The organism is Streptomyces sp. GbtcB6 (genome assembly GCF_019091475.1).
Taxonomy (GTDB): Bacteria; Actinomycetota; Actinomycetes; order Streptomycetales; family Streptomycetaceae; genus Streptomyces; species Streptomyces hyaluromycini.
This window is the reverse complement of sequence record NZ_JAGXJL010000001.1, coordinates 509,759-523,507: the sequence shown is the minus strand read 5'-3', so window position 1 is coordinate 523,507 and position 13,749 is coordinate 509,759. Positions and strand designations below refer to the sequence as shown.

Here is a 13,749-nt window from a genome sequence, read left to right as displayed (position 1 = left end):
AGCCGTCCGCTATCCGGCCGAGCCGACCGTGGCCGACGAGCCGCCCGACGGGTCGGGACTCTCGGTCGCGGGCGCCGACGGCGGTGACGTGGTGGCGGTCGAACCCCCGGACGAGCCCTCCGTCGCGTTCCGGGTCGTGCCCGCGTCCGGGGTGGCCGTCTCCGTCGCGGTCGGCGTGGACGAGGCGGTGCTCCCGCTCGTGGCCGACGGGGTGTCCGCGGGCGCGGTGGTGTCCGTGGGCGGCGGGGCCGAGGTCGTGACGCCGGAGGTCGGCGCGCTGGGGGAGATGCCCGGCGTCGGTGCCGCAGGGACGGTGGGGCTGGTCGCGGGCCGCGGGTGCGGCGCGCTCGGCTCGTCACGGACATCGGCGTGGGGCCACAGGAACAGGCCGAGGCCGAGCCCCGCGGCCGCGAGGACGCCGCCCGCCGCCCGCCGGGCCGCCCGGACCCGCCGCCGCGCCCGCACACCGGCCCGCAGCCGCTCCCGGTGCCGGGGCTCGAACGCCGCCGGTTCTCGTTCGCCGTGCATCAACTGCGTCAACTGCCGCTCGAAGTGATCCATGGCCTCTCCCTCACCCCACCGGCTCGATGGCGTCCGCCAGCAGCTCCCGCAGCCGGGCCACCCCGCGCGCCGCGTGCGACCGGGCGGTGCCCACCGGGCACCCCAGCACCTCGGCGACCTGCCGGTCGGGCAGGTCCTGGTAGTAGCGCAGGACGACCGCGGCCCGCTGGCGCGGGGTCAGCAGCGCCAGCGCGGCCTCCAGCCGGGAGCGCTCGGCGACGAGCGCCGACACGTCGCCGGCCGCCGCCACCTCGGGCAGCTCCTCGACGGGGCGCTCGCCCCACCACCGGCGCCGCGCCGAGCGGGCCGCCGCGCGCGCCAGGACCTTCCGGACGTACGCCTCCGGCGCCTCGTCGGCGATCTTCGGCCAGACGAACCACAACCGGACCAAGGACTCCTGCAACAGATCCTCGGCCCGATGCCGATCGCCACCGGTGAGCAGACGGGCCAGATGGAACAGCCCCGACCAGCGGGCCGCCACGAACTCGTCGTACTCACCGGCCCGAGCCTGCTCCATTCCCACGGTCCCCGCTCTCCCCGGCTGCCTACACCTGGGAAAAGGCCCTGGGGGCGGCAGAACGCTGCACCCGGCCGGGGTGATCCGCGTCACGTGCGGGCCCGGTGCGTAATTGCCTGGCGGACCTCGCTGACGGCGCCGTATGCTCCCCGCGATGACCACTCATTCTGCTGTCAGATTGGGGGTCCCGTCCGCGTCTGGTGAGTGCTGATGGCCACTCACTTCGCGAACGGGGACACCCGCCTCTCCCTGTGGCGGCGCGTGCGCGAGTTCGCCGTGCCGCCCGCCATGATCGAGACCGCGACCGCCCGCCGGAACGCCGGCGACTGGGCGGGGGCCTGTGCCGCCGCCGGTTTCGACATCGACCTCGACCTGCGCGCACTGACCCGTGCATGGGGCCGGGACGTCCGGGAACGGATCCGTGCCGACCTGCGGCGGCTCGCGCCCGACCTGCTGCGCTGGCATCTGCCGAGGATCGCGCCCGACGGGTTGCTGCGGCCGGGGCTGACCATGCCGCTCGCTCATTACGACGCCGGGGAGAGCTCGCTGTGCCTCGTCGTGCGGACACCGCCCGCCTGGGCGGACGGCGGGCAGCGGATCAGCCTCGCGCTGTGGGACGGCACGCTGAGCGAGCCCGTCGCCCGGGGGCATCCGCATCCGCGCCCCAGCCGCCGGTTCCGCTTCGACCTGCACCGCCATCTGTGGGACGCGGGCGCCGCCGGCGAACTGCGGACCCGCTCGGGCGCCGACCGTTCCGCGGGCGGCGAGTGGCCTGCGGGCGGCGAACGGACCGCGTACGCCGACTGGTTCACGTTCGTCGACCAACTCCCCGCCCCTGAAGGGTCCTTGTGCGCCACGGAGCGGTGGGCGGACGAGGCACGGATCCTGCTGGGTGCCGAGGGCCGGCACAGCGGGACCGTCGTCGTACGCCTGGGCGGCCGGCAGCGGCTCGCGCTGCACCTCGCGGCCGACGGGACCGTGACCACCGGCCGGGACACCCGCGGTCAGGAGACCGCGGGCCGGGACACCGCAGGGCGGGACGTCGGCTCCGGCGCACCGCTCGTCCTGCCCGACGCGGCGACCTGGACGCTCCCCGATCTGGAGCTGCTGCGCGCCGGGTTGGTCGATGCCGGGCGGCTGCACCCGCTGGTCGCCGGCGCCCTCGTCCCCGGACACTCACCGGCCGCCCGGGACCCGCACCCCGACCCGGCCCGGCAGTCACGCCTCGTGGAATGCCGGGGCGCCCGGCACCGGATCGGCCTGGTCGACGGGGTGCTGTCGCCGCTGGACCACTCCCCGGACGAACTGCGGCGCGAGGAACTGCTGGTGGCGCTGGGCGGCCCGCCGCTGCCCTGTCTGCGGGTCATCGACGAGGCGCACCGCCGCCCCGACTGCCTCACCGGCGTCCGCGAACGCCTCGACCACGGGGACATCGCCGGCGCGCTGGCCGTCGTAGAAGGACTGCTGGGGCCCGAAGCCGTCCTGCGCGACGGCCCGTTGAAGGACGAGCTGGAGTCGGCCGCGCGGCGCCGGATCACCTACGGCCTCTACCGGGCGGGCCTCGCTGTCTCCCGCACCGGCCCCGTCCGCACCCGGCGCCGCCGGTCCGTCCGCGACCCGCGCCTCGGCCCACGCCCCGCCGGCCGGCGCTGACACCCGTCCACTTGTCTTCTCACACCCCTAGGTGATCTCCCATGCCCCTTCATGCTCCTGACCAACTCGTCGTCGCAGACACCCTGGTGGGGCTGCTCGGCGACTCCACCACCGAACCCCGGCCCGACACCCAGCTGGAGGCGCTCACCCTCGCCGTCGCCGCCGACCTGCCCGTCCTCCTGTGGGGCGAGCCCGGCATCGGCAAGACCGCCGCCCTGCACCGGCTGGCCGAGGCGCTCGACCTGCCGCTCACCACGGTGATCGCCAGCGTGCACGAGCCGTCCGACTTCTCCGGCCTGCCCGTCGTGGGCGACGACCCGGCCGTCCAGGGCGTCCCGATGGCCCCGCCGGACTGGGCGGTACGGCTGGTGCAGGCCGGCCGGGGCCTGCTGTTCCTGGACGAACTGTCCACCGCGCCCCCTGCCGTCCAGGCCGCCCTGCTCCGGCTGGTCCTGGAACGTCGCGTGGGCGCCCTCCGGCTCCCGCCCGGCGTACGGATCGTGGCCGCCGCCAACCCGCGTTCGTCGGCGGCCGACGGCTGGGAGCTCAGCCCGCCGCTGGCCAACCGGTTCGTGCATCTGCAGTGGGCCCACGACCACGAGGTCGTCGTCCGAGGTCTCGGCGGCACCTGGCCCCGGGCGACCCTGCCCCGGCTCGACCCGGACCGGCTGCCCGCCGCCGTGGACTTCGCGCGCCGTGCGGTGTGCGGCCTGCTCGCCACCCGCCCGACGCTCGTCCACCGGCTGCCGAGCGGCGAGACGCGCCGGGGCGGCGCCTGGCCGTCGCCCCGCAGCTGGGACATGACACTGCGCCTGGTCGCCTTCGCGCACGCCGCCGGCTCGTCCCGGGACGTGCTCTCCCTGCTGGTCAGGGGAACGGTCGGGGACGGGCCGGGGCTCGAACTGCTGGCGAGCGTCGACCGGATGGAGCTCCCGGACCCCGAGACGCTGCTCGCCGACCCGGACGCGGCCGACCTGCCCGAGCGCGGCGATCTGCGCCAGGCCGTGCTGGACGGCGTGGTCGCGGCGGTCCGCGAACGGCCGGACCGGGCCCGCTGGGACGCGGCCTGGGCCCTGCTGGTGCGGGCGCTGGACACCGGAGCGCCCGACCTGGTGGTGGTCCCCGCCACCACCCTGGCCTCGCTGCGCCGGGACGACTGGGACGTCCCGGCGGCGATCGAACGCCTTGCAGGAGCGGTGTCCGTCTCCCGGCGCGCCGACCGGGCCGCCGAACGCGTCGCCGCGAAGGCCGGCCGATGAGCACAGCACAGGGCACCGCACCCGGCACCAAGCCTGACGACGCACCGGGTGCGGAGCCCGGCACCGCACCGGCCGGGGCGCTGGACCTGGACCTGGACAAGCTCTACGCCGCCCGGCTGCAGGCCGCCCGGGCCCGGCCCTACCTCGCGACGGCCCTGTTCGCCCTGCACGTCGTGGAGTCCCGGCAGGTGCCGACGATGGCCGTCGACAAGCACTGGCGCTGCTATGTCTCGCCCGCGTTCGTGGACCGGATGCCGGAGGAGGACCTGGCCGGGGTGTGGGTGCACGAGGTGTCGCACCTGCTGCGCGAGCACCACGCGCGCAGCGACCGGGTCGCCCGGGAACGCGGACTGACCGGGGTCGGAGAGCGGCTGCGGATGAACATCGCGGCGGACCTGGAGATCAACGACGACGCGTACGGCGACGGGCTGGCGCAGCCCCGCGGTGCCGTCCGGCCCTACATGCTGCGGCTGGACGAGGGCCAGTTGATGGAGGACTACCTGCGCCAGTTCCGGCTCGGGCCGCTGACCCAGGACCTCACCTGGATGGACTGCGGCAGCGGAGCCGACGGCCGCGACCGGGAGTGGGACCTGGGGGCGGAGGGCGCGCACGGCCTGAGCGAGCAGGAGCGGGACGGGGTCCGGTTCCGGGTGGCGCAGGCCATCACCGGCCGGCCGGGAAGCACCCCGGAGGGCTGGCGGCGCTGGGCGGAAGAGGCCTTCCATCCGCCGCAGCCCTGGCGGGAGTTGCTGGGCGCCGCGGTCCGCTCGGCGGCCTCGGCCGCGGGCGCCGGCGACGACTACAGCTACGGCCGGCCCTCGCGCCGGTCGGCCGGCCTGCCCGGCGTGGTCCTCCCGAGCCTGCGCCGCCGCCCGCCCCGGGTCTCGGTCGTCATCGACACCTCCGGCTCGGTCAGCGACGCCGAACTGGGCAGCGCCCTGCTGGAGGTGGCCGCGATCGCCCGCGCCGTCGGCGGCCGCCGGGACCTGGTCTCCGTGCTGTCCTGCGACGCGGCCGCCCGGACCGTGCAGCCGCTGTGCCGCGCGGAGGGAATCCCGCTCGTCGGCGGCGGCGGTACGGACCTGCGCGCGGGCTTCGCCAGGGCACTGCGGGCCCGGCCGGCGCCGGACGTCGTGGTGGCCCTCACCGACGGACAGACACCCTGGCCGATGACGCAGCCGGCCTGCCGAACGGTGGTCGGCCTTTTCCCCCGGCAGTACAGCGGCACGTCGTGGGAGGAGGACGACCCCGACTACGTACCGGACGCACCGCCCGCCTGGGCACGGGTCGTCGAGATCGGCTAGCGCGGCCGGCCCGCTGAGGGCAGGTGGTCAGCCGGTGCGGGTCGCGGACAGGTAGTTGTAGGCGGAGGCCCGCGAGATGCCGAGGCGGGCGGCGACCTGCTGCACCGCGCCGCGCACCGCGAACACGCCCTGCCGGTCGAGGTCCCGGAACAGTTCCAGCCGTTCCTCGCGGGTGAGTTGGGACCAGGGCCTGGGCCGGCGGAGCTGGCGGGCGTCGACGATCGAGTCCAGGACGGCGGTGATGTCGTCGCCGAACGTGGTGGTCGGCGGCGCCACGGCGCTGGCGGTGACCCCGGCGAGGCCGCCGACCAGCTCGTGCACCTGGTGGACGGCCGTGACGTCGAGGTTCACGCACAGCGCCCCGAACGCCGTACCGCGCGAGTCGCGCAGCACCATCGTGGACGACTTGACCAGCTTCCCGTCCCGGGTGCGGGTCAGGTAGTTCAGCTCGTCGCGTGCCTCGTCGCCGGCCGCCAGCAGTTTCATGCCGATCTCGCTCATCGAGCCGCCGACCCCCCGGCCGGTGACCGACCCGGCGAGGGCGACGACGGAATGTTCCGGACGGCGGAAGTCGTGGACGACGACCTCGCAGAAGGAGCCGAAGGTCGCCGCGATCCCGTCGACGACCGGGGACAGCGCGCCGATGATCGCGTCCTGCTCGGCCCGTGCCGCCGCCTCGCCGCTCGGTGCCGCCGGTCCGTGTGCCATCGGTACCCCCGCCGGGATCGGGTCTGGACTTCCCGTCCAGATGATAGACAATAATTCCATACGATGGCCGCCCATCCGGCGCCCGGCGGCGCCCAGAACGGAGGACGAACATGCCCGACACCCCGCCCGTGACCCTCCAGGACGTGCACGACGCGGCGGCGCGGATCAAGGGGGTGGCCCACCGCACCCCCGTGCTGCGCTCGCGCACCCTGGACGAGCTGGTCGGTGCCGAGGTCTTCCTGAAGTGCGAGAACCTCCAGCGCATCGGCGCGTTCAAGTTCCGGGGCGCCTACAACGCCGCGTCCCGGCTGTCGCCCGCGCAGCTCGCCAAGGGCATCGCCGCCTACTCCTCCGGCAACCATGCCCAGGCCGTCGCCCTCGCCGCCCGTGAACTCGGCACCACCGCCGTCATCGTGATGCCCGAGGACACCCCGCGCGCCAAGCTGGAGGCGACCGCCGGATACGGCGCGGAGATCGTGACGTACGACCGCTACACCGGCGACCGGGTCGCCATCGGCGAGGCCCTCGCCGCCGAACGCGGGCTCGCGCTCATCCCGCCGTACGAGCACCCGCACGTCATCGCCGGGCAGGGCACGGCCGCTCTCGAACTCATCGAAGAGGTCGGCGAGCTGGACGCGCTGGTGGTGCCCGTCGGAGGCGGCGGGCTGATCGCGGGCAGCGCCACCGCCGCCAAGGGGCTGCTGCCCGGGATCCGGGTCGTCGGGGTCGAGCCGGAGGCCGGCGACGACACCAGGCGGTCCCTGGCGGCCGGGCACCGGGTGTCGATCCCGGTGCCCCGCACCATCGCCGACGGCCAGGCCGCGGACATCCCGGGGGAGCTGACCTTCTCCCTCAACCAGCGCCTGGTGGACGACATCTCGCTGGTCACCGACGCACAGATCGGGGACGCGATGCGGTTCGCCTTCGAGCGTCTGAAGACGGTCCTGGAGCCGAGCGGTGCCAGCGGTCTGGCCGCGCTGCTGGCCCACCGGGTGGCGCCGCTGCCGCGCCGGATCGGGGTCGTCCTGTCCGGCGGGAACGTGGGGGCGGAGCGGTTCGCCGAGATCGTCGCCGGCTGAACACGGAAGGGCGGAGGCACCGGTCGGGGTGCCTCCGCCCGGAGCGGGGGGGCTCAGGCCTGCTCGTCCGCCGGCTGCGGCCGGCGCGGGATGCCCAGGGCGCACAGGGCGCCGAAGAAGACGACCGCGACACCGACCCAGACGGCGGGGTGGAGTCCGTCGACGAACTGCTGCGGGCCCTGCGTGCTGCCGTACGTCACGAACACCGTGCTCAGTACGGCGATGCCGAGCGCGCCGCCGATCTCGCGGACGGTGGTGTTGGCGCCGGACGCCTTGCCCGCGTGCTCCTTGGCCACCGAGCCGAGGACCACCGCCGCCGTCGGCGCGAACACGAAGCCCATGCCGATGCCGGCCACGATCATCGGGCCGACCAGCGAGGGGTACGCGGTGTCGGTGCCGGCGACCAGGTTGATCCAGCCGAGGCCGACGCCCTGCAGGAAGAGGCCGAGGGCCATCAGCCGGCCGCCGCCGACCTTGTCCGTGATCAGACCGGCCACCGGGGCCACGAACATCGGCATCAGCGTCCAGGCGAGGGTGCGGACACCGGCCTCCAGCGGGGAGCGCGGGGGCACGATCTGGAGGTACTGCGCGAGCAGGAACAGCGAGCCGAAGACACCGAAGTACATGGTCGCCGAGACGATGTTGGTGAGGGTGAAGGCCCGCACCCGGTAGAAGGAGAGCGGGAGCATCGGCTCGTCGGTCCGGGACTCCCAGACCACGAACGCGGCGAGCAGCACCGCGCCGCCCGCGAACGCGCCCAGCACCTTGGCGGAGGTCCAGCCGTCCGGCTCGCCGTGCACGATCGCCCACACCACCGCGCACAGTCCGGCCGCCGCCAGCACCATGCCGACCAGGTCGAGGCGGACGCCCGGCAGCGAGCTCTCCTTCACGGCGAACAGCACCAGCGGTATCGCGATCACGCACACCGGCACGTTGATCCAGAAGATCCAGCGCCAGTCCAGACCGTCGACCACCGCGCCGCCGACCACCGGGCCCATGGCCACGGCGAGCCCGCTCACCCCGGACCAGACGCCCAGCGCCAGCCCGCGCAGCTTCTCCGGCACCGCCTGCGAGAGCAGGGTCAGCGACAGCGGCATCACGGCCGCCGCGCCGAAGCCCTGGACCGCCCGGAAGGTGATCAACTGGGCGCTGGTGTCGGACAGTCCGCAGCCGATGGAGGCCAGCGTGAACACGGCGACGCCGATGACGAACACCGTCCGGCGGCCGAACCGGTCACCGAGCGCGGCACCCGTCATCAGCAGGCAGGCGAAGCTCAGCACGTACGCGTTGACGAACCACTGGAGTTCCTGGGTGTTCGCCTCCAGGTCGACGGCGAGGGTGTGCAGGGCGGTCGACACGACGAGGTTGTCGAGCGCGACCATGAACATCGGCACGCTGCACGCGACGATCGCGAGCCACAGCGGCACCCGGCGCCCCGCGGCGGCGACCGGGGCGGCCGGCTCCTCGTCGAGGACCGGGCTCTCTTCGGACAGGGTCATGGCAGGGGGCTCCTAGCGAAGGGGCTCGTGGGGGAGGGGCTCGTGTGTGCGGAGGGCCGGGCGGGACGGGTGTCAGGAGTCGGCGCGTTCCTGCTCGGCGAGCCGGCGCCGGGCGTCCGTCCAGTCGATGGGCAGTTCGGCCGCCGGGACCTGCCAGAACGTGAAGACCGAGCCCTTCATGGTGGGGCGCAGTCCGGTCATCACCGACTTGTGCGGTTCGGTCCTCGCGTACCGGTAGAGGGCGTCCTTGTCCTCCCAGGCGGAGAGCGTCCAGAAGGTGCGCTTCAGGGGCTCGGCGATCAGCGAGGCGCCGTACGCGCCGGGCGCCCCGGTGACCTGCTTCCACGCCACCAGCGACTTGGCGAAGAAACGCGGCACGTCCTTGAGGGAGCGGACCTCCAGCCGGGACGCCATCACGAACGCCTCGGCGTCGGGTGCGGGGGTGTTGACGGTGGTCCAGCGCAGGGTGGGCATGGCGCGGCCTTCTCCCGTGGGAAGAAATTGGATACCTCTACTATCCATGTTAGACAGTAGAGGTATCCAATTTCCAGTGCCGAGGTGTCGTCCGGTGGAACGGAGCCGATACCGATGCGAGAGCGGAGCCGAACCCGATGCGCATGTCCGAGCTGAGCCGCCGCAGCGGCGTCTCCGTCACGACGATCAAGTACTACCTCCGCGAGGGCCTGCTCCCGACGGGCCGTCAGACCGCCGCGACCCAGGCCGAGTACGACGAACAGCACCTGCGGCGGCTCCGGCTGATCCGCGCCCTGACCGGCGTACGCGGCCTCTCGGTCAGCGCGACCCGCGAGGTCCTGGACGCGCTCGGCGAGCACGACGGTGACACCCACCGGCTCCTGGGCCTCGCCCTGGGCACGATCCGGCTGCCCGCCGACACCGCCCAGGACGCCCCCGAGACCGCCGAAGTCGACGCGCTGGTCAAGGAGCTGGGCTGGAAGGTGCACCAGAACGCACCCGCCCGTGGCACGCTCGCGGAGACGATCACCTCGCTCCGCTCGCTCGGCGTCCCGCTGGACTGGCACACCCTCCTGCCCTACGCCCGCCTCGCCGAACGCACCGCGACCCTCGACCTCGACCAACTCGACGGTATCGAGGACCCGTTGGAGGCCGCCGAGCGCGCCCTGCTGCTGACCGTCCTCCTGGAGCCCGCACTGATGGCGCTGCGCCGCATGGCCCAGGAGAACGAGTCCGCACACCGGCACACGCCCTAGCCAGGCGCTCCGCTGGAAGAGCTGCGATATGCCGTCAGTCGACTGCGGCACCGTCGTGGCTGGTCGCGCCCACGCGGCGGTAGCCGCATTTCGGATACGGCCCCGCGCCCCTTCGGGGCGCTGCCGAACCGTAGCGCACTTCGCCGGACCCGCTTAGGCGCCGAGTTCCCGCAACAGCTGGGCCGCCGCCTCCTTCCCGGAGGAGAACGCGGCCTCGTGGGAGCCGATCTGGTCCCAGTACTGCTGCTTGGAGTGGAACCAGGAGCCGCAGAGCTTCACCCGCGGGCCCTCGTTGACCGCGTAGATGGTCTGCTGCGCGGTGCGCATCGCCATGTCGATCATCGGGTGCTCGTAGTGGAACCGCCGGATGACGGCCGCCTCGTCGACCTCCAGCGGGTAGTCCAGGGTGACGAAGTAGTCCGTCTCCGACTCGAAGCCGTGCAGCTTGTTCATGTAGTACGCCACGTAGGTGCGCGGCTGCCCGTCGACGGTCACCTTGCCGTAGTTCCAGGCCTCCCAGCGGTCCCGGCCGGCCGGCATCACGGACGGGTCGGTGTGCAGGATCACGGTGGAGGCGTTGTAGCGCAGCGGCGCCAGCAGGTCGCGCTGGGCGGGGGTCGGGTTCTCCAGCAGCGAGCGGGTCACGTCGGCGTGGGTGGCGAGCACGGCGTGGTCGAAGCGCTCCTCGCCGTTCGCGGTGCGGATCACGACCCCGTCCGCCTCTTCCCGGACGCCGACGACCGGCTCCGAGAGCCGCGTCTTCGGGTCGATCGCGGCGATCACCTTGCGCACGTACGAGATCGACCCCCCTTCCACGGTCCGCCAGTCGACCCGGCGGCCGCCGAGGCCGCTCTCGTCGTGCGCCATGAAGAACGCGATGACCGTGGTGGCCGGCATCTCCCAGATCAGCTCCGCCGGCACCGACCACACCGCGCTGCACAGCAGGATGAAGTAGCCGTACCGGAACTCCTCGCTGTAGCCGCCCCGGTCCAGGTACTCGCCCATCGGCAGGTCGGTGCGCTTGCGGAAGAAGTCGTGCCGGCCCTCCTCGTGGAACCGCCGCGCCTCCCGCCAGATGGTCTGGAAGTACTCCGGATAGCGGGCCCGGACCTCCTCCTCCGGCAGGTCCATCTCCTCGCTGCCGTACTGCAGACCGTTGCTCAGGTCGAAGAAGTTGAACCCGCTGAGGAGTTGCTTGTCGGCCACTCCCAACTCCTCGAAGAACGCGGAGAGGTTGGGATAGGCGGGCCGGTTGAAGACGACGAACGCGGTGTCGATGCCCAGGACGCGGCCGGCGTCCTCGACCTCCACGGAGTTGGCGTGGCCGCCGAAACGGTCCTCGCGTTCGAACAGGGTGATCTGGGCGTGCTCGCGCAGCGCGTAGGCGGCGGAGAGGCCGGCCACTCCACCGCCCACGACGGCGATGCTGGGCTTGACGGACATCGGTGCTCCTCGGTCTTCAAGCAGGACAGGCTTCAGCAGGACAGGACGGTGGTGGTCAGGCCGTCGGTACGGGACCGCTCGCTGGCGACGGCCAGCACGTGCCCCGGGGTCGGGTGGACCAGGTCGAAGTGCCAGTGCCGGGCGGCCGACCCGGAGTCGTGCACGGCGATGGGCGGAGCGGCGGCCGGGTGGGTGAAGGCGACGGTGGACAGCTCACGGCGCAGCCCGGTGCCGAGCGCCTTCAGGTACGCCTCCTTCAGCACCCAGTACGCGGCGACCAGCGCCGCCCGCTCCTCCCGCGGCGCCCGCTCCAGCTCGGCCCGCTCGGCCGGGGCGAAGAACCGGGGCAGGTGCGCGAGCGCGTCCGCACCCGCCGGTGACGGCTCGGCGTCGACCCCGCAGGCACGGCCGGCGTCGGTCACCACACAGGCGATCAGACCGTCGGTGTGGGTGAGGTTGAACCGCAGCCCGCCGTACGCCGGCTCGGGCTCCGGACGGCCGTCCCCGGTGGTACGGAACCGCCACGCGCCGGGCGGCCGTCCGGACCGCTCGGCTAGCGCGTGCCGGGCCAGCAGCCGCGCGGCCAGCCGGCGCCGCCGCAGCTGCGGCGAGAGCGCGCGCTCGCAGCGCGCTCGTTCCTCCCCGGAGAGCAGCGCCGTGCCGCCCAGCCGTGCGACGAACGCGTCGGCGGCGGCCTCCGGCAGCAGCCACAGATGACGGTCGGACATCTCAGCTGCGGGCCGCGGCCAGGTCGCCGCGCTCGGCGAGCGGGAACTGCCAGTACGAGAACAGCCGGTTCTCCCGGTACAGCTCGCGCAGCACCCGCATCACGTCGTCGACCACGGCCGCGTCGGTGACGGACTCGTGCGGCCGCAGATGCCGCCGGATCCGCTCCAGCTGGAGCAGCAGCAGGGCACCGCTGGGCAGCGGGTCGTCGAGGGCGGCGGCCGAGTGGACGTACGTGTGCAGGCAGGCGGCGGTGGCGTGCAGCAGGCAGTACTCCTTGGCCAGGTCGAAGAGTTCGGCCGACTGGCCGTACGCACGGCCGAGCTCGGCCCTGAGCCGCGCGGTGCGCTCCCGCAAAGAGTCGGCGTGCGCGAGGAGTTCGGCGGCGACGGCCGCGGACCGCGCAAGCCAGCCGTGCTCGTCGCCCGCCTGGGCCAGACCGCGCAGCCGGTCGAGCGCGGCGGGTGCGGCCCGCACCGCGTCGTCCTGGCCCCGGCTGAACAGCTCCTGGTCCCACGGCCGGTACAGCGGCAGCTCCTGGTCGATGCCGAAGAGCACGGCCGCCCGCTCCTCGGCAGCCGCGCCCGGCCCGGCGGCGAGCAGCCCCTCCAGCTGAAGGGCGATGTTCTTCAGGTTCACCACCGTGTTGCCGTCGGCGAAGTTCGCCACCGGCAGGTCGCGCATCATCTTCTGGTGGATGGCGTAGTGCGGGTGGTCACGGAGGTAGAAACGGGCCCCGAGGACGACGTTGAGCCGGGCGAACGTCCGCTCCAGCAGCGTCGGCACGAAGTACTTCACCACCGACGACCACACACTGGTCTGCTCCGGCACGACCTGGAGCGCCCGGACCGCGCCCAGACTGACCGCGTCCGCCACCATCAGGTCCGCGAAGCACTCCGTCAACTGCCGCCGGGAGTACGGGATGTCGCTGACGGTACGGCCGAACACCTGCCGTCCCTCGGTGAAGTCGAGCGTCACCCGCAGTCCCGTGTCGACCGCGGACAGGGCGATCCCGCTGATCAGCGCACGCGCCGTCTGTGACGTCTTGAGCGCGATCTCCAGCCCCTGTCCCTCCCGGCCGAGCAGCGCCGAGTCGGGTACGAAGACGCGGTCCAGGCGGAAGCCGCTCATGTCCAGGCCGCGCAGCCCGTGCATGCGCTCCCGCGGCAGCTCGTCCACCGCACCGGCGGGGGTACGGCGCTTGTCCAGCACGAACACGGAGTAGCCGGCGGGGCCGCCGCGCGGGTCGGTGCGGGCGTGGATGCTCAGGCCGTCGGCGACCCGGCCGTTGCCGATCAGCCACTTCTCGCCGGTGAGGAGATAGCCGCCGACGGTCTTCTCGGCGGTCATCTCGTTGGCGGTGAGATCACTGCCGTGGTTGCGCTCCGACAGGCCCCAGGCGTAGCGGGTGCCCTGCTGGATCGCCTGGACGAGGGCCCGCTTCTGCTCGTCGGTGCCGGCCACCCAGGCCGGCATGAAGCTGAGGCTGGTGATGATGAACGCGGTGGCGGTGGTCGGGTCGCGGCGGGCGATCAGCCGCATCAGATTGAAGCCGATCTCCACGTCGCCGGCCTTGCCGCCCTGGGCGAGGGGGAGGGAGTGGTCGAGGGCGCCCCAGCGCTGGAGCAGGTTGACGAACTCGTAGGGGTAGTCCTCCCGTTCGTCGTACTCCAGGACTTTGGCGTACGGCATCCGGCTCGCGGGGTCGTGTGGATCGCCGAGGTGGTTCTCCAGCCGGACCGCGAGTTCTGTGAGGTTCTTCTTCGGCACG

At 73.4% G+C, this 13,749-nt stretch carries 13 protein-coding genes; 5 read left to right on the top strand and 8 right to left on the bottom strand.

Annotated features, from left to right (window positions below; all coding sequences use genetic code 11):
- Positions 1 to 9 precede the first annotated feature (9 nt).
- Entirely contained in the window at positions 10 to 561 is a 552-nt protein-coding gene (locus KVT45_RS02345) for a hypothetical protein (RefSeq protein ID WP_217544735.1), read from the bottom strand.
- A 10-nt stretch (positions 562 to 571) separates the two neighbouring features.
- Positions 572 to 1,078, bottom strand: a complete 507-nt coding sequence (locus tag KVT45_RS02340) for a SigE family RNA polymerase sigma factor (RefSeq protein WP_217544734.1) — start codon at positions 1,076 to 1,078, stop codon at positions 572 to 574.
- A gap of 210 nt (positions 1,079 to 1,288) precedes the next feature.
- Between KVT45_RS02340 and KVT45_RS02335 the strand changes: the two genes are divergently transcribed.
- The 3 genes from KVT45_RS02335 to KVT45_RS02325 are packed head-to-tail and all read left to right on the top strand — an operon-like array spanning position 1,289 to position 5,294.
- Positions 1,289 to 2,731 carry a hypothetical protein gene (locus tag KVT45_RS02335; protein ID WP_217544733.1) on the top strand — a complete coding sequence of 481 codons (1,443 nt, stop codon included), beginning with the start codon at positions 1,289 to 1,291 and terminating at the stop codon, positions 2,729 to 2,731.
- 41 nt (positions 2,732 to 2,772) lie between these two features.
- Positions 2,773 to 3,990 (top strand): MoxR family ATPase, encoded by a 1,218-nt coding sequence (locus KVT45_RS02330; RefSeq protein WP_217544732.1) that lies wholly within the window; start codon positions 2,773 to 2,775, stop codon positions 3,988 to 3,990.
- Entirely contained in the window at positions 3,987 to 5,294 is a 1,308-nt protein-coding gene (locus tag KVT45_RS02325; RefSeq protein ID WP_217544731.1) for a VWA-like domain-containing protein, read from the top strand. The genes KVT45_RS02330 and KVT45_RS02325 overlap by 4 nt, the downstream gene beginning before the upstream one ends.
- A 27-nt stretch (positions 5,295 to 5,321) precedes the next feature.
- Here KVT45_RS02325 and KVT45_RS02320 read toward each other — a convergent pair whose 3' ends face one another.
- Entirely contained in the window at positions 5,322 to 6,002 is a 681-nt protein-coding gene (locus KVT45_RS02320) for a transcriptional regulator (protein WP_217544730.1), read from the bottom strand.
- A gap of 110 nt (positions 6,003 to 6,112) precedes the next feature.
- Here KVT45_RS02320 and KVT45_RS02315 point away from each other — a divergent pair, with 110 nt between their 5' ends.
- On the top strand, positions 6,113 to 7,081 hold the full coding sequence (locus KVT45_RS02315; protein ID WP_217544729.1) for a threo-3-hydroxy-L-aspartate ammonia-lyase: 969 nt from the start codon (positions 6,113 to 6,115) through the stop codon (positions 7,079 to 7,081).
- Between the two features lie 53 nt (positions 7,082 to 7,134).
- On the opposite strand, the gene KVT45_RS02310 is transcribed toward KVT45_RS02315, so the two are convergent.
- Entirely contained in the window at positions 7,135 to 8,580 is a 1,446-nt protein-coding gene (locus KVT45_RS02310) for an MFS transporter (protein WP_217544728.1), read from the bottom strand.
- A gap of 72 nt (positions 8,581 to 8,652) precedes the next feature.
- On the bottom strand, positions 8,653 to 9,054 hold the full coding sequence (locus KVT45_RS02305; protein ID WP_217544727.1) for a DUF3291 domain-containing protein: 402 nt from the start codon (positions 9,052 to 9,054) through the stop codon (positions 8,653 to 8,655).
- Between the two features lie 137 nt (positions 9,055 to 9,191).
- Here KVT45_RS02305 and KVT45_RS02300 point away from each other — a divergent pair, with 137 nt between their 5' ends.
- Positions 9,192 to 9,809: a MerR family transcriptional regulator gene (locus tag KVT45_RS02300; RefSeq protein ID WP_217544726.1), complete on the top strand. Its 618-nt coding sequence runs from the start codon at positions 9,192 to 9,194 to the stop codon at positions 9,807 to 9,809.
- Between the two features lie 153 nt (positions 9,810 to 9,962).
- Here KVT45_RS02300 and KVT45_RS02295 read toward each other — a convergent pair whose 3' ends face one another.
- Genes KVT45_RS02295 through KVT45_RS02285 form a run of 3 tightly spaced genes read right to left on the bottom strand, consistent with a single transcriptional unit; the run spans position 9,963 to position 13,748 of the window.
- Positions 9,963 to 11,252, bottom strand: a complete 1,290-nt coding sequence (locus tag KVT45_RS02295) for an NAD(P)/FAD-dependent oxidoreductase (RefSeq protein WP_217544725.1) — start codon at positions 11,250 to 11,252, stop codon at positions 9,963 to 9,965.
- A gap of 32 nt (positions 11,253 to 11,284) precedes the next feature.
- Entirely contained in the window at positions 11,285 to 11,980 is a 696-nt protein-coding gene (locus KVT45_RS02290; RefSeq protein WP_217544724.1) for a 4'-phosphopantetheinyl transferase superfamily protein, read from the bottom strand.
- A 1-nt stretch (position 11,981) separates the two neighbouring features.
- Positions 11,982 to 13,748, bottom strand: a complete 1,767-nt coding sequence (locus tag KVT45_RS02285) for an acyl-CoA dehydrogenase family protein (RefSeq protein WP_217544723.1) — start codon at positions 13,746 to 13,748, stop codon at positions 11,982 to 11,984.
- Position 13,749: the final 1 nt, after the last annotated feature.

What these genes read in the sequence shown, in the direction of transcription:
- KVT45_RS02340 (WP_217544734.1), bottom strand. Translation starts at nt 1,078, where the DNA reads ATGGAGCAGGCTCGGGCCGGTGAGTACGACGAGTTCGTGGCGGCCCGC.
- KVT45_RS02320 (WP_217544730.1), bottom strand. Translation starts at nt 6,002, where the DNA reads ATGGCACACGGACCGGCGGCACCGAGCGGCGAGGCGGCGGCACGGGCC.
- KVT45_RS02295 (WP_217544725.1), bottom strand. Translation starts at nt 11,252, where the DNA reads ATGTCCGTCAAGCCCAGCATCGCCGTCGTGGGCGGTGGAGTGGCCGGC.
- KVT45_RS02290 (WP_217544724.1), bottom strand. Translation starts at nt 11,980, where the DNA reads ATGTCCGACCGTCATCTGTGGCTGCTGCCGGAGGCCGCCGCCGACGCG.
- KVT45_RS02305 (WP_217544727.1), bottom strand. Translation starts at nt 9,054, where the DNA reads ATGCCCACCCTGCGCTGGACCACCGTCAACACCCCCGCACCCGACGCC.
- KVT45_RS02315 (WP_217544729.1), top strand. Translation starts at nt 6,113, where the DNA reads ATGCCCGACACCCCGCCCGTGACCCTCCAGGACGTGCACGACGCGGCG.
- KVT45_RS02325 (WP_217544731.1), top strand. Translation starts at nt 3,987, where the DNA reads ATGAGCACAGCACAGGGCACCGCACCCGGCACCAAGCCTGACGACGCA.
- KVT45_RS02330 (WP_217544732.1), top strand. Translation starts at nt 2,773, where the DNA reads ATGCCCCTTCATGCTCCTGACCAACTCGTCGTCGCAGACACCCTGGTG.
- KVT45_RS02310 (WP_217544728.1), bottom strand. Translation starts at nt 8,580, where the DNA reads ATGACCCTGTCCGAAGAGAGCCCGGTCCTCGACGAGGAGCCGGCCGCC.
- KVT45_RS02345 (WP_217544735.1), bottom strand. Translation starts at nt 561, where the DNA reads ATGGATCACTTCGAGCGGCAGTTGACGCAGTTGATGCACGGCGAACGA.
- KVT45_RS02335 (WP_217544733.1), top strand. Translation starts at nt 1,289, where the DNA reads ATGGCCACTCACTTCGCGAACGGGGACACCCGCCTCTCCCTGTGGCGG.
- KVT45_RS02300 (WP_217544726.1), top strand. Translation starts at nt 9,192, where the DNA reads ATGCGCATGTCCGAGCTGAGCCGCCGCAGCGGCGTCTCCGTCACGACG.